This window comes from Bifidobacterium reuteri DSM 23975 (assembly GCF_000741695.1).
GTDB lineage: Bacteria > Actinomycetota > Actinomycetes > Actinomycetales > Bifidobacteriaceae > Bifidobacterium > Bifidobacterium reuteri.
This window is the reverse complement of sequence record NZ_JGZK01000003.1, coordinates 1-18,449: the sequence shown is the minus strand read 5'-3', so window position 1 is coordinate 18,449 and position 18,449 is coordinate 1. Positions and strand designations below refer to the sequence as shown.

Here is an 18,449-nt window from a genome sequence, read left to right as displayed (position 1 = left end):
TGGCAATGTCGTACACCCAACCTATCGTGTCCACTGTTGATTAACCAGTCCAGGCCTGCACATTAGTACCGCGGACCCCGATAGCAAAGGACAAATCATGGCGCAAGCTACCATCTCCATAACAGTCAACGGCGAAGCAAAGGAGGTGGAAGCAACCACAACCGGTGTCGAGCTGTTCTCCGATGACAAGAACATCATAGCAGTGCGCCTCAATGGTGAACTGCGTGACCTGTACACGCCGCTGTCCGACGGCGACAAGGTCGAATCCGTCGCACTTGACAGCGAGGACGGTCTGGGCATCATGCGCCATTCCGCCACCCACGTCATGGCCCAGGCGGTTCAGGAGCTGTTCCCGAACGCGAAGCTCGGCGTAGGCCCGATCATCAAGGACGGCTTCTACTACGACTTCCAGGTCGACCAGCCATTCACCCCCGATGACCTCAAGAACATCGAGAAGCACATGCAGCGGATCATCAAGTCCGCGCAGTCCTTCCGCCGCCGCACGGTCACCGAGGAGGAGGCGCTGGCCGAGGAAGCTGATCAGCCGTTCAAGATCGAGCTGATTCAGGACAAGGAAGCGCACCTCGACCCGTCCACCGCCACTGAGATCTCCGAAAAGGAGCTCAGCTTCTACGACAACGTCGACCGTGACGGCAACGTGGTGTGGAAGGACCTGTGCCGCGGACCGCACCTGCCGAACACGCACTTCATCAAGGCCTTCAAGATCGAGCGTTCCGCCGCCGCCTACTGGCGTGGCAGCGAGAAGAACCCGACCATGCAGCGCATCTACGGCACCGCATGGGCCTCCAAGGAGGACCTCAAGGCCTACCAGACCCGTCTCGAGGAGGCCGCCAAGCGCGACCACCGTAAGCTCGGCGCCGAAATGGATCTGTTCTCCTTCCCCGACGAGATCGGTCCAGGCCTGGCCGTGTTCCACCCGAAGGGAGCCGCAGTGATCAACGCGATGGAGGACTACTCCCGCGAGATGCACCGCAAGTATCACTACAGCTTCGTACAGACCCCGCACATCACCAAGGGCGGCCTGTACGAGACTTCCGGCCACCTGCACTGGTACAAGGACGGCATGTATCCGCCCATGCATCTCGATGAGGAATACGACGACGAAGGCAACGTGACCAAGCCCGGCTTCGACTATTACCTCAAGCCGATGAACTGCCCGATGCACAACCTTATTTTCAAGTCCCGCCAGCGCTCCTACCGCGAGCTGCCGCTGCGTCTCTTCGAGTTCGGCACCGTGTACCGCTACGAGAAGTCCGGCGAGGTCCACGGCCTGACCCGTGTGCGAGGCCTTACGCAGGATGATTCCCACATCTACTGCACCCGCGAGCAGATGAAGGGCGAGCTGACCAACCTGCTCACCTTCGTGCTGAAGGTGCTCAAGGACTTCGGCCTGAGTGACTTCTACCTCGAGCTGTCCACCAAGGACCCGAACAAGTACGTGGGCTCCGATGAGATCTGGGAGGAGGCGACCAACACGCTTGCCGAGGTCGCCAAGGAGTCCGGTCTGCATCTCGTGGCCGATCCGGGCGGCGCCGCCTTCTACGGCCCGAAGATCTCCGTGCAGGCCCGCGACGCCATCGGCCGTACCTGGCAGGTCTCGACCATCCAGCTCGACTTCAACCTGCCCGAGCGTTTCCAGCTCGAGTACATCGCGAAGGATGGCACCCACCAGCGCCCGGTGATGATTCACCGTGCCCTGTTCGGCTCCATCGAGCGCTTCTTCGCCGTGCTGCTCGAGCACTACGCCGGTGCGTTCCCTGCATGGCTTGCTCCGGTCCAGGTGCTCGGCGTGCCGGTGGCCGATGAGTTCGCCCCGCACCTCGAGGAGTTCATCAAGTCCCTCGAGGACGAGATGGTCCGCTGCGAGATCGATTCCTCCGACGACCGCTTCGGCAAGAAGATCCGCAACGCCTCCAAGTCCAAGGCGCCGTTCATCCTCATCGTCGGCGAGGAGGACATGAACAACAACGCCGTGAGCTTCCGCTTCCGTGACGGTAGCCAGCTCAATGGTGTGCCGGTGGACGAGGCCCGCACGAAGATCCTCACCGTGATCAAGAAGCGCGTCCAGGTCAACTCCGCAGACGACTTCAAGGCCGCCACCGAGGACTGATCGTCAACATCCTCCAACCCTGTACAGTTAGGCCGGCAATCGGCGATGTCTGATTACCGGCCTACAATCATTTCGTTTGACATCATTCGATTAATCGCTAGGAGCATTAATGTCAGGTCATTCCAAGTGGGCGACCACCAAGCACAAGAAGGCCGCCATCGACGCCAAGCGCGGCAAGCTCTTCGCCAAGCTCATCAAGAACATCGAAATCGCCGCCCGTCTGGGCGGTGGCGACCCGGATGGCAACCCGTCTCTGTATGACGCCATTTACAAGGCCAAGAAGGCTTCCATGCCGGCCGACAACATCGCTCGCGCCGTCAAGCGTGGCGCTGGTGACGAAGACGGTGCCGCCAACTACGAGGACATCGTGTACGAGGGCTATGCTCCTGCCGGCGTCGGCCTCATCATCGAGTGCCTTACCGATAACCGCAACCGTGCCGCGGCCGAAGTGCGATCCACCCTGACCAAGGGCAATGGCTCCCTGGCCACCTCCGGCTCCGTCTCCTTCAACTTCGAGCGTAAGGGCCAGATCGTGGTTCCGTCCGAGGGCGTGGATTACGACAAGCTGTTCGAGACCGCTGCCGAGGCAGGTGCCGAGGATGTGGCCGACGACGGTGAGGTCTACACCGTGATCACCGGCCCGTCCGACCTGTTCGTGGTGCGCAAGGCGCTTCAGGATGCTGGTTTTGATTACGATTCCGCCGATCAGGTCATGCAGCCGAAGAACGAGGTCGAGCTGGGCCTTGAGGATGCCCGCAAGGTGTCCAAGCTCATCGACAACCTTGACGATCTTGATGATGTGCAGAACATCTACTCCAACTGGACCGCTTCCGATGAGGTCATGGCTCAGCTGGATGAGGAGTAATCCGCAGTGATCATCCTTGGCGTCGATCCCGGGCTTACACGTTGCGGGGTCGGCGTGATCGAAGCCGGCGAACATCGCCGGCTTTCTTTTATTCACGTCGACGTCGTACGTTCCTCTCCTGACATTTCCCAAGACCTGCGCCTGCTCGCCATCTACAACGGACTGTCCGAGAAAATGGATCGTTTCGCCCCGGATAGCGTCTCCATCGAACGAGTGTTCGCACAATCCAACCGCAACACGGTGCTTGGCACCGCCCAGGCAGCAGGTCTCGCCATGCTTGCCGCAGCACAGCGTAACATTCCGGTGGCTTTGCACACCCCCACCGAGGCGAAATTGGCCATTACCGGCAATGGCCAGGCACAGAAAGTCCAAGTCGAGCGCATGGTGACGCGCATTCTGAACCTCACCAAGATGCCTACTCCGGCCGATGCGGCCGATGCGCTTGCCTTGGCCATATGCCATGCCCTGCGACCTGCGGGCGCGCTGCAAGGCGGGGAACGTGAGCAGCATCTGACCGCTGCACAGCGTCAATGGGCCGAAGCCGCTCAGCATACGACACGTCGCCGTATTAATCATGATCGCGGCATGTAGTGGAGGGCATATAGTATACTTCGAACAGTTGTTCGAGCGTTTGATCCGAATGCTGAACAGCAGCATTCAGCCGAGCGAAAGGAGATGCGGATGATCGGGATGCTGACCGGACGAGTCGAGTCAGTGGAATCCGATATCGCACTGATCGACGTCTCCGGCGTGGGGTATGAGGTGCGCATGTCGTCAACAGACCTCGGCAGACTTCATGCCGGGCAGGAAACACGTGTCTACACGTATATGAACATCTCACAGGACGCTGTATCTCTGCATGGTTTTCTCGACCGCGACGCCAAAATGACATTCCTGCAACTGATCAAGGTCTCCGGCATCGGCCCAAAGGTGGCACAGTCGTTGCTTTCCACACTCACGCCGATTCAGCTGGTGAAAGCCATAGCCGATAATGATGCGACCGCACTCGCCAAAGCACCGGGACTGGGCAAAAAAGGCGCGCAGAAAATCATCCTGGAGCTCAAAGGTTCGATTGACCTGAACACGATTGAAGACGAAAGCGTCCCAACCGCATCGTCGAGCCGCGCAACAGTGGACAACGGTTCCGAACAGGTGGTGGAGGGACTCATGTCGCTGGGATGGCGTCAACAGGACGCCCAACAGGCCGTCGCCGAAGCCATCGCGGACAACGACATAGCGACGCCGCTGTCCGATGACGATGTGCCACGGGTCCTGCGATTCGCTCTCACCTTGATGGATAGGGGACGTTCATGAACGAATCCGTTGATTTCGGCACGTCGAATACTGGGGCCAACGAGGAATCGTTGCGCATGGTGTCATCGCAGCCCATCGGCAATGAGCCGGTCAGCGACGAGGAACTGCGGCCACATGTGCTGGATGGGTTCATCGGGCAGCCACGGCTCAAAGCCCAGCTCCAGCTGTTTCTGGATGCCGCGCGCAAGCGGGATGTGCCGCCTGACCATATTCTGCTGGCCGGTCCTCCGGGCTTGGGCAAGACCACGCTGGCCATGATCGTCGCCAATGAACTGGAAGTGCCGATTCGTGTCACTTCCGGACCTGCGGTGCAGCATGCGGGCGATCTGGCATCCATTCTCAGTTCGCTCGATACCGGCGAGGTGCTGTTCATCGACGAGATCCATCGTCTGCCGCGTGCGGCGGAGGAGCTGCTCTACATCGCGATGGAGGATTTCCGTGTAGACGTCATGGTGGGCAAAGGTCCGGGTGCAAGTTCAATTCCGCTGACTCTGCCGCGATTCACCGTGATCGGAGCAACAACACGCGAAGGCATGCTGCCGAGTCCGTTGCGCGCGCGTTTCGGGTTCACGGCGCATCTGGATTTCTATCCTCATGAGGAACTCGAGAAGCTCATCGAACGATCCGCGAATGTGCTGGGCGTGAATCTGGATGAAGGATCGGCCCATGAACTCGCCCTGCGGTCCAGAGGCACGCCGCGAATCGCCAATCGTCTGCTGCGACGAGTCCGAGACTGGGCCATAGTCCATGATCTGGTCATGGTGCGCCCCTCGGATGTCAAAGAGGCTCTGGCGCTCTACCAGATCGATTCCGAAGGATTGGACCGGCTGGATATTGCGGTGCTGAACGCCATAATCCGCAATTTCAACGGTGGACCGGTAGGCTTGAACAACCTCGCCGCCATGGTGGGGGAGGAGTCCGAAACCGTGGAGACCGTCTGCGAGCCGTACCTGGTGCGTGAAGGCTTCCTGATGCGCACGCCCAAAGGGCGCGTCGCCACCGAGAAAGCATGGGCGCATCTGGGCATTACGCCCAAGGATGATGTCAGCAAGCTCTTCTAGACTTTAGCCTGTTTGCATAACGTGGTCGGATGTCAACATGGCGGCAGTCAGACGCCTGATGTTTGGATCGCGATGGTTTATTAAAGGAGTGTTCCGTGGATCCTTCATACGCAATGCTTATCGTCATGGTCGTGGTCATCGGCGGCATGATGTGGTGGCAGTCCAAGAAAGCCAAGCAGCAGCAGGCCGAAAAACAGGACTTTCGCCGCAATCTCAAGCCTGGTACTGAGATCATCACCATCGGTCAGGTGATCGGTAAGGTCGTCGAGGTCGATGAGCAGTACGAGGAAATCGTCATTGACTCCGAAGGCTCCAAGATGCGTTTCTCCTTCAACGCCATCGCCCGTGAATACACTCGTCCGGCTTATGTATCCGACGACGAAGTAGACGAAAACGGCAACCCCCTGCCGGACAACGCCGACGAGACCCCGACGGACGACGCCGAGGCACAGAAGCCGATCGAAGGCGTCACTGCCGAAGCCGAAACCAAGTCCGCCGACAACGGCGAGACCAAGTAACACATCGAATCCGCAAGGCAACAGTCCGTGCAGTAACGTACGGCGAAGAACCCGGTCAGGACCAAAGAGGCAAAGCAACATGGCACAGTCGGACATCACTATCGAGGCATTGAACACCGTAGGCAAGGAGGATGCCGAATATCTGGTATCACTGGTTCGTTCCGTACCAGGTTTTCCCAAGGAAGGCATCATCTTCCGTGATTTCATGCCGGTTATCGCAGATCCGCGGGGCTTGCAGATCCTGATTGCCGCGATCGCCGAAACGCTTCCGGTCGCCCCCGAACAGTTTGATGCGGTAGCAGGTCTTGAGTCCCGTGGTTTCCTGTTCGGGCCGATTCTCGCCGCGCAGCTCGGCAAGGGATTCATCGCAGTGCGTAAAGCCGGCAAGCTGCCGCCCGAGACCATCGGGGAATCCTATGACCTCGAATACGGCACAGCCAGTGTGGAAATCGAAACCAGCGCGGTCGCTCATGGCGAGCGAGTGCTCATCGTGGATGATCTCATCGCGACCGGCGGCACTGCCAAAGCCGCCGCAGACCTCATCGAAAAGGCCGGCGGGAAGGTGGCCGGATTCAGCTTCGTCATGCGTCTCAACGGATTGGATGGCATCGACAAGCTCGGTGACGTGCCGGTGACTTCCTTGATTTCGATGCCAGCGTGAGCAATATGCACAAGAGGCCCGTCTGGGCGTTTCGTTGATATCTCAGACAATAGACTCGGTTTTTACTCTTCCGGCATGTAGCATGTACAGTTACATGCCGGATTATTCATTTCAGCAGGGAAGGATCCATGGATCTTTACGAGTATCAGGCGCGAGAGTTGCTGGAAGAACAGGACATCCCCACTCCGGGTGCCATCTTCGCACAGAACTCCCATGAAGTCGCTGAAGCCGCAGATAAAATCGGATACCCGTGCGTCATCAAAGCACAGGTCAAAATAGGTCACCGCGGCCAGGCTGGCGGCGTGAAGATAGCGCACAACCGGGATGAAGCCATCCTGGAATCAGAGAGCATTCTTCCGATGACCATCCATGGTCACAAGGTCTCTGGCGTGCTGGTGGCCGAAGCGAAGAACGTGCTGCACGAATACTATGTCTCCATCTCGGTGGATCGCACCTCTCGAGATTTCGACGTGCTGGCGACCGCCAATGGCGGCACGGAAGTCGAGGAGATTGCCAAAGAGCATCCCGAATCGGTCAAAAGGCTGCACATAGAAGCATTGGGCGATTTCGATCTTGAGGCGGCCACCAAGATGGCCGAAGCCATCGGCTTCTACCACGCTGATGTGGATCAGGCCGCTCAGATTCTGCTCAAGATGTGGAAATGCTTCAAGGACAACGACGCCACATTGGTGGAGATCAATCCTCTGGCCAAAATCGGTGACCCTGATGACGAATCCACCAAGCAGCTTTGCGCGTTGGATGCCAAGATCTCATTGGACGACAACGCGTCATTCCGCCATGACGGCTGGACCCGTTTCATCGACCCGGTCGTTCCCGACCCATTCGAGCAGAAGGCGCGCGAGCATGGCCTGCACTACGTGCATCTGCATGGTGAAGTCGGTGTCATCGGCAACGGTGCAGGCCTGGTCATGAGCTCGTTGGACGCCGTCTCGGGTGCGGGCGAAGAACAGGGCACCGGCATCAAGCCGGCGAATTTCCTGGATATCGGCGGCGGCGCCTCAGCGACGGTCATGGCCAACAGCCTCGAAATCGTGCTCTCCGATCCGCAGGTGGAATCCGTGTTCATCAACGTCTACGGTGGCATCACCTCGTGTGTCGAGGTCGCCAATGGCATTCTCGAGGCGGTCAAGACGCTGGGAAGTCCCAAGCCCATCGTGGTGCGTTTCGACGGCAATGCGGCGGCGGAAGGACTTCATATCCTGGCTGAAGCCGCAAGACCGACCATCCACGTATCCGAAACCATGGAAGGCGCAGCCTACAAGGCGGCACAGCTCGCCGCCGAATCCACCCATTCCAAGGAGGTCCGCTGATGCTGTTCATTGAGGATGGCGCACCGGTCATCGTTCAGGGTATGACCGGCCATCAGGGCATGACCCATACTGCACGCATGCTGAAGGCGGGCACCAATATCGTCGGCGGCGTGAACCCGCGTAAGGCTGGGACTTCGGTCACATTCTCCGCCGCTCATGACGGCCAGGATGCGAGCATCCCCGTATACGCCAACTGCGGTGAGGCGCGGGAGGCCACCGGAGCCAAGGCGAGTGTGGTGTTCGTGCCGCCGCGTTTCGCCAAGAGCGCTGTAGTGGAAGCGGTCGAAGCCGGCATCGAGCTCGTCGTGGTCATTACCGAAGGCATTCCGGTATCCGACTCCGCATATTTCGTGGAGCTGGCCCAGCAGAAAGGCGTTCGCATCATCGGACCGAACTGCCCCGGTCTTATCACGCTCGGCAATCCCGGAGTCAATCTGGGCATCATCCCGGATGGCATCGTCTCCCGCGGGCCGTTGGGACTGGTGTCCAAGTCGGGTACGCTCACCTATCAGCTGATGGGCGAGCTCTCGGACATCGGCTTCACCGCATGCCTGGGCGCTGGCGGCGACCCCATCGTGGGTACCACGCTGCTGGAGGCATTGGAGGCATTCGAAGCGGATCCGAACACCAAGGCCGTCATGATGATCGGTGAGATCGGTGGTTTTGCCGAACAAGAGGCCGCCGCATGGGCCAAGGAGCATATGACCAAACCCGTCGTGGCATATATCGCCGGATTCACCGCACCCGAAGGCAAGCAGATGGGTCATGCAGGGGCCATCGTCTCCGGAGGCAAGGGCACTGCACAGGACAAGAAGAACGCCTTGGAGGCAGCTGGCATCCCGGTGGGCAAGACCCCGGGGCAGGCTGCGCAGATCATGCGCGACCTGCTCGCCAAGATCGACCTGGCCTGATCGCCCGCATAGCCAACAGAACGGTCTCCATGAAAACAGTGATACGCCAATGGCTGCGAGGAATCGTCGTGTCCCTTGCAGCCATGGCCGTGTATGCCATCGCATTGGGATGCTTCATAGCGTTGATGCTTCTCGTCATATCCATGGAAGAGGGCGGCGATAACCTCACGTCCAGCACTGTGCCCCTTACGCAGGCCATAGTGCTGCTGAGCGAGGGATCCGGTTTCATCACCGACGCGGTGACCCTTACCATTACACCGTTGTTGCTCACCATCCTGCTCATCTGGCTCATCGATGCCCTTGCGATACGACTGCAGGCCGTCAGCATCCATGCCTTTCTGCCCGGACTCATCACATGGCTGATCATCAACCAGTGCTTCCAGCTGTCGCTGGGCGGGGGATTGGTGGATGCCGGCTGGCTTGTGCTCGCCAAATCGGCGTTGGTGTATGCGCTGGGCTATGGACTCGCCGGCATTACGCATTCGTCCATCATCGATGCGGTCTCCCGGGCAGCCGGAACCGTGCTGTCCCCGCAGGCGACCCGTTGCGTCAAGCTCGGCGGATTGGTCAGTGCGTTGATCATGGCATTGTATTTGCTGGCCGGAACGATAACGGTGATCATCTGGATTGTCTTGAACCATAATGCCGTGGGTTCCATATTCGCGATGTCCGGTATGGAGAACGGGTCGCGTATCCTCACCACCATCGCGATGATCATATGGATGCCGAATCTGGTGATCTGGGCGATGTCGTGGCTCTTCGGAGCCGGATTCTCAATCGGCGAACTGGCCAGTTTCACCCTCTGGGTCGGTCAATCGAACGACTTGCCGGCGGTCCCGGTGTTCGGTATTCTTCCCGAACCGGTCACCAGCGAATTGTGGCGGACAGTGGCCATGAGCATTCCATTCGCCACCGCGCTGGTGGTCGGCCTGCTGGTGCTGTTCCTCCCTCAGGGATTCCGTTACAGGCCTTTGGACGTCCGAGATGCGCAATTGCGCGGTTCGGTGGCGATCCATCTGGCGTACCCCGCAGCCACGTTCTGCATCAGCGCAGCGCTGCTCTCCCTTGGTGCGACGCTCCTGTTCACCGTGTCCAACGGATCGCTTGGGCAGCATCGCCTCGCACACGTAGGCGTCGACGTGATGGCTTCGACCCAGACCATCGGCCATGCAGCGGCGTTGGGACTTCTCGCAGCCTGGCTTGTCGCGCTGATTGGCACAGCACTTGTTTTTTCGGTATTCTGGATTGTTGGAAAAGTCAAGTCTTCCAGCACCACTGTTCCTGCAGCTGTCCGTTCCACGTCTCAGCCGCGCTCACATATGTCTCAACCCGAACAATCCAAGGAGGAACAAGGATGACAAACACGAACAGGCCGATACGACGGGCACTGGTTTCCGTCTTCCACAAGGAGGGAATCGAAGTACTCGCCGACGCGTTCGTGAAGGCAGGTACAGAGGTCGTCTCCACTGGTTCGACCGCCAAGAGGCTCATGGAACTGGGCGTCAAGGTCACTGAGGTGTCTCAAGTCACCGGATTCCCTGAATGCTTGGATGGTCGCGTCAAAACCCTTCACCCGTATATTCATGCAGGGATTCTGGCTGACATGACGAACCCCGAGCATGCGAAGCAGCTTGAGGAGTTTGGCATCAAGCCGTTCGATCTGGTCGTCGTCAACCTCTATCCGTTCGCCGATACCGTACGTTCCGGCGCCAACGAAGCGGATACCATCGAGAAAATCGACATCGGCGGCCCCTCCATGGTCCGTGGCGCAGCCAAGAACCATGCGACTGTGGCCATCGTCACCGATCCCGGCGATTATGCACTGGTCGCAGCCCGTGTGGCTGACGGCACCGGTTTCTCGCTGGAGGAACGCAAGTGGCTGGCGGCCAAGGCATTCGCGCACACCGCCGCCTATGACGCCACCATCAATGAGTGGGCCGCCAAGCATTGGACGAAGCCGGCTTCCCTTGCCGACACGGAGATCGATACGGACGATCAGGGCACGGAAGTCGATTCCGCGAAGTTCCCCGCCCAGTACACCCGCACCTGGGATCGTGCGCATACGCTGCGCTACGGCGAGAACTCCCACCAGCAGGCCGCCCTGTACATCGATCCGCTGAATCAGACCGGTTTCGCCCATGCTGAGCAGCTAGGCGGCAAGCCGATGAGCTACAACAACTATGTGGATGCGGATGCGGCATGGCGCACGGTATGGGATATGGCTCCGGCCATCGCCGTGGCTGTGGTGAAGCACAACAATCCATGCGGACTGGCCATCGGCGCCACAGCTGCCGAAGCCCACAAGAAGGCCCATGCCTGTGATCCGATGAGCGCATACGGCGGCGTGATCGCATGCAACTCCAAGGTCACGCTGGATATGGCCGAAAGCGTACGTCCGATCTTCACCGAGGTGATCGTAGCTCCGAACTATGAGCCCGAAGCATTGGAACTGCTGAAGACCAAGAAGAAGAACCTGCGTATCCTCAAGGTGGCGGAACCGCCTAAGGGCCATGAATCCGTACGCCAGATCGATGGGGGACTGCTGGTGCAGGACACCGATCTGATCAACGCCACCGGTGATGATCCCGATGCATGGAAGCTGGTGTCCGGCGACCCCGCCGACGAGTCCACGCTCAAGGATCTGGTGTTCGCATGGCGTGCCATCCGCTGTGTGAAGTCGAACGCCATCCTTCTGGCGCATGACCAGGCGACCGTCGGCATCGGCATGGGTCAGGTGAATCGTGTGGACTCCTGCCATCTGGCCGTCGAGCGTGCAAACACGCTCGCTGATGGTGCGGACCGTGCCACCGGCTCAGTTGCCGCATCCGATGCGTTCTTCCCCTTCGCCGATGGCGCCCAAGTGCTTATCGATGCCGGCGTGAAGGCCATCGTGCAGCCTGGAGGATCCATTCGCGATGAAGAGGTCATCGAAGCCGCCAAGAAGGCCGGCGTGACCATGTACCTGACCGGTACCCGCCACTTCTTCCACTGATCCTCTGCCGTTCCCCTCGAACGGAACCATGACAACACCATGACAGCGGCTGGGTTTCTGAAAGTTTGCGATGCAAACCGGCAGAAACCCAGCCGCTGTTGTTTACCTGCTATTCTGTTCACGTACCTCATGTACCTCAAGCGACACAAGGAAGCAACATGCGCAATCATCCTTTCGTATCCGAAGCCCACGAAGGCAAACCTTGGTTCGAATGGATCGTGCTCGGCATCGTTGTCGTCATCACGGTGATTGCCGCATCCGGATACACGATGGCCGCCACAGTATTGCTTGCTGTGACGGCCATCGGCACCGGGCTTATTCGTCTTGTGCTACGGGAGAAAAGCCCTTGGAAAGTACGCTCAGTGGCGTTCGATTCCTTCATCGGCATCGCGCTGGGAATCGGCTTGCTGATCACGTACTTCAGCTTCTTCGGCCCGCTCGCCGGCACCTTCCTGCACTGAGTCCTGTACGGTCTGGTCTGCGACGTCCTCTTGGACATCCGCAGTCACCTGGCCATCAGCCTCATCAGCCACGGAATCATAGGCCTTGGGCTTCGGCGTAGTAGCCATCTGCACGACGATCATGACCAACGCCACGATTGCGGCGGCCAGCACCGGAGCGATCCAGAACACCCACAGCTGCTGCACAGGGTTCTGGGTCAAGCCCTCGTTTATGGCAGCCAATGCGATACCCGTGGAGCGTGCCGGATTCAGGCCAGCGCCGGTCACCGGATAGCTGATCGCCACGGCGATGCCGTACGCGCCGCCCATGGTCAGCGCATAGCGATCGGAATTCGTGCCATCTGCGCTCATGGACGACATGGCGGCGGCCACCACCACCAGCGAGCCGATCACCTCGACCACGATCGCCAAAGTCACCGAGAACGTGATGCCGTACTGGGTCAGCAACGAATATGACACCGAACCTTGCTCGAAACCGTTGACGGCGGGGGAGAGCCACACCTTGGCTGCGACCTGCTCGGAAGTGGGGAGCAGCTTCACCACAGCGAACGCCGCGGCGATGGCGCCGATTACCTGCGCGATGACATACAGGATGCCGTCCGCCAGTTTGGTTTTCGCGGTGAGCACCGCTGCCACGGTGACGGCAGGGTTCAGTTGAGCGCCGGACACGCGTGCGAATAGCGCGGAGATGACCGCATAGGACAGACCTGTGGCGAGCGGCGCGAACACAACGTTCACACCATATACGGCGGAGCCCCAGGTGGAGAACGCGTAAATGGCAAAGCACAGCAGAAGGCTGCCGGCCAGTTCTGCGCATACGCGCAGGGCCAGCGGCTGTTGCTTGGTTTTTTCCATGATTTATTTCCTTTTCATCTGTTGGAAGGCGAGCGAACCCGCACAAACGGTTGCAAGTCTATCAGCAGTCCAACGATGCGGTATTATGGATAAGTTGAAAAAGGCTGTGAATGTCAGCCTGTCACTGATACAACTCACTGATATAACACCATAAAGATGAGATCAGGCCGCATATGGCGGCCTGCCCGGCCACGTTGGGAGAACGATGCCAAACGCATATTCCCGCGCCCAGATGGCGCATGATGATACCGATTCCATTCGACTCCAGAAGCTGCTTGCCCAAGCCGGTTTCGGATCCCGCCGCAAATGCGAGCTGATGATCACCGAAGGCCGTGTCGAGGTGGACGGCGAACTGGTCACCGAACTCGGTTCACGAGTCAATCCGAAGACCCAGCAGGTACGCGTGGACGGTTCACGCGTACGTGTGAATCCGAACCATGTCACGCTGGCGCTGAACAAGCCGCGCAGGGTCCTTTCCGCCATGGAGGACCCGAAAGGGCGTTACACGTTGCGCGACATCGTCGGCGACAAGTATGAGCGCATCTTCCACATGGGCCGCTTGGATTATGATTCCGAGGGCCTGATTCTGATGACCAATGACGGCGAGCTGTCCCAGCACGTCATGCATCCCAAGTATGAAGTCGAAAAGACCTATATCGCCACGGTGGAGGGCCGGCTGTCCGGCACCGTATGCCGCCGTCTCGTCAAGACCGGCGTGCAGCTCGATGACGGCTGGATCAAGCTCGACCATTGCGCGATCATCGACGCGACCCGTGATTTCACCATGGTCAAGGTCGTATTGCATTCCGGCAAGAACCGCATTGTCCGTCGTATCTTCGGCTCGATCGGTTTCCCCGTCAAGCGCCTGGTACGCACGCAGATCGGCCCGATCAAGCTCGGTGAAATCAAGCCCGGCTCGTATCGCGTGCTCTCCCAGACCGAGGTTCGTGCACTGTCCAAGGAGGTCGGCCTGTGATTCGTGTCGCCATTGATGGACCAGCCGGCGTGGGCAAATCCTCCACGTCCAAGGCGCTGGCCAAATATTTCGGATATGCCTATCTGGATACGGGAGCCATGTACCGAGCCTGCGCTTGGTGGTGTCTGAAGCAGGGCATCGATCTGGACTCCGAACAGGTCGATGAACGGACTGTGACCGAGACGGTGGGTGATTTCTTCACCGGCGATCATTTCGACATCTCCGTGAACCCCGACGATCCGCGCGTCTTCGCCGACGGCGAAGACATTTCCGATGCCATCCGCTCCTCGGAAGTCTCTTCGCATGTGTCGAAGGTGTCAAATGTGATTCCCGTGCGTAATGTGCTCATCGCTGCGCAGCGTGCCTACATCGCCCGCGAAGCCGCTCCCGACTCCTTCTCGGAGGGGCTCGGCATTGTCGCGGAAGGTCGTGACATCACCACCGTGGTGGCTCCTGACGCCGAAGTGCGCGTGTTGCTGACCGCCCGTGAGGAGGTGCGTCAGGCACGTCGCAGCGGTCAGGCCGCTGCGGGAGTGGGAGCGGAGAATGTCGTCGCACGGGACAAGGCCGACTCCAAGGTCACCAGCTTCATGACCGCCGCCGATGGCGTCACCACCATAGACAACTCGGATTTGGATTTCGAGCATACGCTGGACATGCTGATCGGCATGGTGGAGGATGCCATCGAAAACCAGGAATACGAGCAGTATGCCGCCAATCTCGAAGGCTATGACCTTGATGAGGCGGACAAGGCGCTGGTCGAGGGACGTGGCCCAGCCGCGGGTTCCGTCAAATCAGGGCCAAAACCTGTCGGCGTGCTTGCCATTGTGGGACGCCCGAACGTGGGCAAATCCTCGTTGGTGAACCGTATTCTCGGTCGTCGTGCCGCAGTGGTGGAGGATACTCCCGGCGTGACACGTGACCGTGTCAGCTACGATGCGGAATGGGCCGGTACCGACTTCAAGCTGGTCGATACCGGTGGTTGGGAAGCCGATGTCGAAGGCATCGATTCGGCGATTGCCTCGCAGGCGCAGATGGCCGTGCAGCTGTCCGATGCCGTGGTGTTCGTGGTCGATGCACAGGTGGGCATGACCGATACCGATGAACGTATCGTCAAGATGCTTCGTGCGGCCGGCAAGCCGGTGACCTTGGCGGTCAACAAGATCGACGATCAGGCGAGCGAATACATGGCCGCCGAATTCTGGAAGCTTGGTCTCGGCGAACCATATGCGGTGTCCGCCATGCACGGCCGCGGCGTGGGCGACATGCTTGATGTCGCGCTCGACAAGCTGAAGAAGGCCGAGAAGACCTCCGGATTCCTCACACCGTCGAACCTGCGTCGCGTGGCTCTGGTGGGTCGGCCGAACGTGGGCAAATCCTCCCTGTTGAACCAGCTCGCTCGCGAGGAGCGTTCCGTGGTCAACGATCTGGCCGGCACCACTCGTGACCCTGTCGATGAGATCATCGACATCGACGGCGAGGATTGGCTGCTCATCGATACGGCCGGCATCAAACGCCGTCAGCATAAGCTGACCGGCGCGGAATACTATTCTTCGTTGCGTACCCAAGCCGCCATCGAGCGTTCCGAGCTGGCGCTAATCCTGTTTGATGCCTCACAGCCTGTTTCGGATCAGGACCTGAAGGTCATGTCCACGGCCGTGGACGCCGGTCGCGCGATTGTTCTGGTGTTCAACAAATGGGACGCGATGGACGATTTCGACAAGCAGCGCCTCGAACGACTGTGGACCACCGAATTCGATCGCGTGACCTGGGCGCAGCGTGTGAACCTGTCCGCCAAAACCGGCTGGCACACCAATCGTCTGGCAAGCGCCATGCGCTCGGCGCTGGAATCCTGGGATCAGCGTGTTCCCACAGGAAAGCTCAACGCCTTCCTCGGCAAGATCCAGGCCGCGCATCCGCATCCGCTGCGCGGTGGCAAGCAGCCGAGAATCCTGTTCGCCACGCAGGCATCCACGCGCCCGCCGCGCTTCGTGATCTTCGCCACCGGCTTCCTCGATCACGGATACCGCCGCTACATCGAACGCTCGCTGCGCGAGGAGTTCGGCTTCGAAGGCACTCCGATTCAGATTTCGGTGAACATCCGCGAGAAGAAGGGCAAGAAGAAGTAGCGAATACTGCTCGATGGCGCCTCTGCTTTTGCAAAGATGCTGCAGAGGCGCCATCGAAGCGTTATGCCATCAATGTCATGCGGCTGAATGTTCCGTGTTTTGCGGTTCATGCCGTATACATCAGTTCACGATTGTGATATACGGCGTCACACGATGCCACACACGGGCGGTAACCCGGTTGTGCAGTCGCATGGCACGAATACCGAGCCATACATTCATGACGTATCAGCAGGCATGCCATCACGGTTATACCAATCACGGTTATGCCAGCCATGGTCATATGCGGCGCGACTCAGATTCGTCTCAACTCGGCCATGGCCGCATAATGCAATACCTCAAAGCGAGGCGGCGCGATGCGTTCCAGCAGTGCCATATGCTCACGCTCCCATGCGGCAACCTGCGCCGAATCAAGCGATGCACCGACACCCCGGCACGCTTTCATCCTTCCGTTCCAACTCTCCCGGGTGAATGGCACCTCCAGCTTGCGCTCCTCATGATGGACCAGCTCGAAACCACGGAGATAGCAACCCGGCACATCGATTGGATGCATGCGTTCGCCAGCACCGCTCCAATGAGGACTGTACTTGAGAATGAGACGCTCGCTCGCACCGGCGACCGGGTCCTCGAACGGCAGCCACTCCATCACCATGACCAGGAATGTGCCACCCGGTTTGAGCAGACGATGCAACCTCTCGCATACCATCTCATGGTTGAAATACCAGAAGCATTGGCACGCTGTGACGACATCGAACGAACCATCCGGAAAAACGGCATCTTCAGCCTTCGATACGCGGTATTCGATGTCCATTCCCTTGGAAAGCAGACGCGCCTGTTCAATCTGAGGCCCGGAAACATCGATTCCTGTCCACGAAGCGCCATACCGCGCCATGTTGCGTGGCAACACACCAGTACCTGTGCCCAAATCAAGCACGTGCTGCCCATCCCTGCACAATCCTCGATTGAGAATCATCCGGTAGAACTCCGGAGGATAAATATCACGGTATTTTGCGTAGTCGGCCGACACTTTTCCCCAGTCGAACGGCGTGCCGCCATCTATGCGTTCATCAACAATCATCAGGCATCACCTTCTTAAGTCTCACCCCATCTTTCCACGCATGGACAGTATCTCGACATGGGATGTATCTCTGGGCATACGAGAGCCTCCGAGCGCATTCCCGACTTCGAGGATGTCACTCCCGAAGACATGTTTCAGAAACATACCACTGTCGAAGTAGCTGGCAATGTCATTATTGTCAATGATGCTGCATTCCTCGGATCCATAATCTACTGGACGGCCGTATGGCTGCCCCATTGCAGCACGATGATGCCGACAATCATGATTGCCATGCCCAGCCACATACGCCAGTTCAACGGATCCTGGAAGGCGAAATGCGCGATGATCGCGGTGGCAATGATACCCACGCACGACCATACGCCGTACGCCAGCGCGGTCGGCATGCCACGATCCAGTACCTTGGCGAGCAGGAAGAAGCAGACGCCGTATCCAAACACCACAGGAGCCACCCAAGCAAGTCTGCTGAACCCCTCCGATGCGCGCAGCGACAGCGTGGCAGCCACCTCGCAGAAAATAGCTCCGAACAGCATCAACCACGTCAGCGCCATAGTCATCTCCTCCTCGCGATTATATGCTCCGATCCGGCTGAATCGGTCGATTCGGCCACAACCTATCATCCCGCGCAGGACAAAACATCATCGTCTCGATATCGCAAAAACGCAAACACCTTGTCATGGTTGCCGTGGTTCGCCTATGTCCACCCACCGTGACTGTCTCGTCCTGATGTCGCCATCGTTACCGCCCGCAAGGCACATGCACACCAAACCGCGAAGAGCCATGAAACCGCATGGCCCTTACACACCAAAATCGGAAGAGCCGGATAAGCCCCCATTCCGGCCGGAATACGAAAAAGCCCGGAATCGTTGAAATTCCGGGCTTTCTGGTCGGACCAGCGGGATTTGAACCCGCGACCCCTTGACCCCCAGTCAAGTGCGCTACCAAACTGCGCTATGGTCCGATGTTGCAAAAGCAACAGTTGAATAACTTACCATATTCGCTTGCATTCGCAAAACAGCGTGTCGCGTTGAAATCTCAAACGGACCACTAGTAAGCCTCGCCGTAAGTTCGTTGATTAATTCACTACCCCTCAGTCCCGCTTCGCGGGCCAGCTCCCCTGACAAGGGGAGCCCCCATTTTATTCAATGAATAGGTATTCGCTGTTTGTGGTG

At 58.9% G+C, this 18,449-nt stretch carries 17 protein-coding genes and 1 tRNA gene; 14 read left to right on the top strand and 4 right to left on the bottom strand.

What is annotated here, in order from left to right; translation table 11 throughout:
• Window positions 1-97: 97 nt before the first annotated feature.
• The 12 genes from thrS (at window position 98) to BREU_RS11460 (ending at window position 12,245) form a co-directional block, all read left to right on the top strand.
• Window positions 98-2,131, top strand: a complete 2,034-nt coding sequence (thrS, locus tag BREU_RS02840; protein WP_044088212.1) for a threonine--tRNA ligase — start codon at window positions 98-100, stop codon at window positions 2,129-2,131.
• Window positions 2,132-2,240: 109 nt separating this feature from the next.
• On the top strand, window positions 2,241-2,996 hold the full coding sequence (locus BREU_RS02835) for a YebC/PmpR family DNA-binding transcriptional regulator (protein ID WP_044088211.1): 756 nt from the start codon (window positions 2,241-2,243) through the stop codon (window positions 2,994-2,996).
• A 6-nt stretch (window positions 2,997-3,002) separates the two neighbouring features.
• Window positions 3,003-3,587 (top strand): crossover junction endodeoxyribonuclease RuvC, encoded by a 585-nt coding sequence (ruvC, locus tag BREU_RS02830; RefSeq protein WP_044088210.1) that lies wholly within the window; start codon window positions 3,003-3,005, stop codon window positions 3,585-3,587.
• A 90-nt stretch (window positions 3,588-3,677) separates the two neighbouring features.
• The gene (ruvA, locus tag BREU_RS02825) at window positions 3,678-4,310 is read left to right on the top strand and encodes a Holliday junction branch migration protein RuvA (RefSeq protein ID WP_044088209.1); all 633 of its coding nucleotides are present in this window, start codon (window positions 3,678-3,680) and stop codon (window positions 4,308-4,310) included.
• Window positions 4,307-5,371 carry a Holliday junction branch migration DNA helicase RuvB gene (gene ruvB / locus BREU_RS02820; RefSeq protein WP_044088207.1) on the top strand — a complete coding sequence of 355 codons (1,065 nt, stop codon included), beginning with the start codon at window positions 4,307-4,309 and terminating at the stop codon, window positions 5,369-5,371. Before ruvA ends, ruvB begins: the two co-directional genes overlap by 4 nt.
• Window positions 5,372-5,484: 113 nt before the next feature.
• A complete protein-coding gene (locus BREU_RS02815; protein WP_044088205.1) occupies window positions 5,485-5,889 on the top strand; it encodes a preprotein translocase subunit YajC in 405 nt (134 codons plus the stop codon).
• Window positions 5,890-5,968: 79 nt separating this feature from the next.
• Window positions 5,969-6,550 carry an adenine phosphoribosyltransferase gene (locus tag BREU_RS02810; protein ID WP_044088204.1) on the top strand — a complete coding sequence of 194 codons (582 nt, stop codon included), beginning with the start codon at window positions 5,969-5,971 and terminating at the stop codon, window positions 6,548-6,550.
• Window positions 6,551-6,678: 128 nt separating this feature from the next.
• Window positions 6,679-7,881 carry an ADP-forming succinate--CoA ligase subunit beta gene (gene sucC / locus BREU_RS02805; protein ID WP_044088203.1) on the top strand — a complete coding sequence of 401 codons (1,203 nt, stop codon included), beginning with the start codon at window positions 6,679-6,681 and terminating at the stop codon, window positions 7,879-7,881.
• Window positions 7,881-8,792 (top strand): succinate--CoA ligase subunit alpha, encoded by a 912-nt coding sequence (sucD, locus tag BREU_RS02800; protein WP_044088202.1) that lies wholly within the window; start codon window positions 7,881-7,883, stop codon window positions 8,790-8,792. Before sucC ends, sucD begins: the two co-directional genes overlap by 1 nt.
• A gap of 68 nt (window positions 8,793-8,860) precedes the next feature.
• Entirely contained in the window at window positions 8,861-10,150 is a 1,290-nt protein-coding gene (locus BREU_RS02795; protein ID WP_462138066.1) for a cell division protein PerM, read from the top strand.
• A complete protein-coding gene (gene purH, locus BREU_RS02790; RefSeq protein WP_044088201.1) occupies window positions 10,147-11,784 on the top strand; it encodes a bifunctional phosphoribosylaminoimidazolecarboxamide formyltransferase/IMP cyclohydrolase in 1,638 nt (545 codons plus the stop codon). Before BREU_RS02795 ends, purH begins: the two co-directional genes overlap by 4 nt.
• A 158-nt stretch (window positions 11,785-11,942) precedes the next feature.
• Window positions 11,943-12,245 carry a DUF3017 domain-containing protein gene (locus BREU_RS11460; RefSeq protein ID WP_081886515.1) on the top strand — a complete coding sequence of 101 codons (303 nt, stop codon included), beginning with the start codon at window positions 11,943-11,945 and terminating at the stop codon, window positions 12,243-12,245.
• Here BREU_RS11460 and BREU_RS02785 read toward each other — a convergent pair.
• Entirely contained in the window at window positions 12,144-13,100 is a 957-nt protein-coding gene (locus BREU_RS02785) for an MIP/aquaporin family protein (protein WP_044088200.1), read from the bottom strand. The two genes, BREU_RS11460 and BREU_RS02785, sit on opposite strands and share 102 nt — an antisense overlap.
• Window positions 13,101-13,305: 205 nt before the next feature.
• Here BREU_RS02785 and BREU_RS02780 point away from each other — a divergent pair, with 205 nt between their 5' ends.
• A complete protein-coding gene (locus tag BREU_RS02780) occupies window positions 13,306-14,076 on the top strand; it encodes a pseudouridine synthase (protein ID WP_044088199.1) in 771 nt (256 codons plus the stop codon).
• On the top strand, window positions 14,073-16,205 hold the full coding sequence (gene der, locus BREU_RS02775; protein ID WP_044088197.1) for a bifunctional cytidylate kinase/GTPase Der: 2,133 nt from the start codon (window positions 14,073-14,075) through the stop codon (window positions 16,203-16,205). Before BREU_RS02780 ends, der begins: the two co-directional genes overlap by 4 nt.
• A 292-nt stretch (window positions 16,206-16,497) precedes the next feature.
• Here the strand turns inward: der and BREU_RS02770 are convergent, their stop codons facing one another.
• The 3 genes from BREU_RS02770 to BREU_RS02760 form a co-directional block, all read right to left on the bottom strand.
• A complete protein-coding gene (locus BREU_RS02770; protein ID WP_140462737.1) occupies window positions 16,498-17,280 on the bottom strand; it encodes a class I SAM-dependent methyltransferase in 783 nt (260 codons plus the stop codon).
• A gap of 209 nt (window positions 17,281-17,489) precedes the next feature.
• On the bottom strand, window positions 17,490-17,834 hold the full coding sequence (locus BREU_RS02765) for a DMT family transporter (protein WP_462138065.1): 345 nt from the start codon (window positions 17,832-17,834) through the stop codon (window positions 17,490-17,492).
• A 327-nt stretch (window positions 17,835-18,161) separates the two neighbouring features.
• Window positions 18,162-18,238: transfer RNA gene (locus BREU_RS02760), tRNA-Pro, on the bottom strand.
• Between the last annotated feature and the right edge of the window lie 211 nt (window positions 18,239-18,449).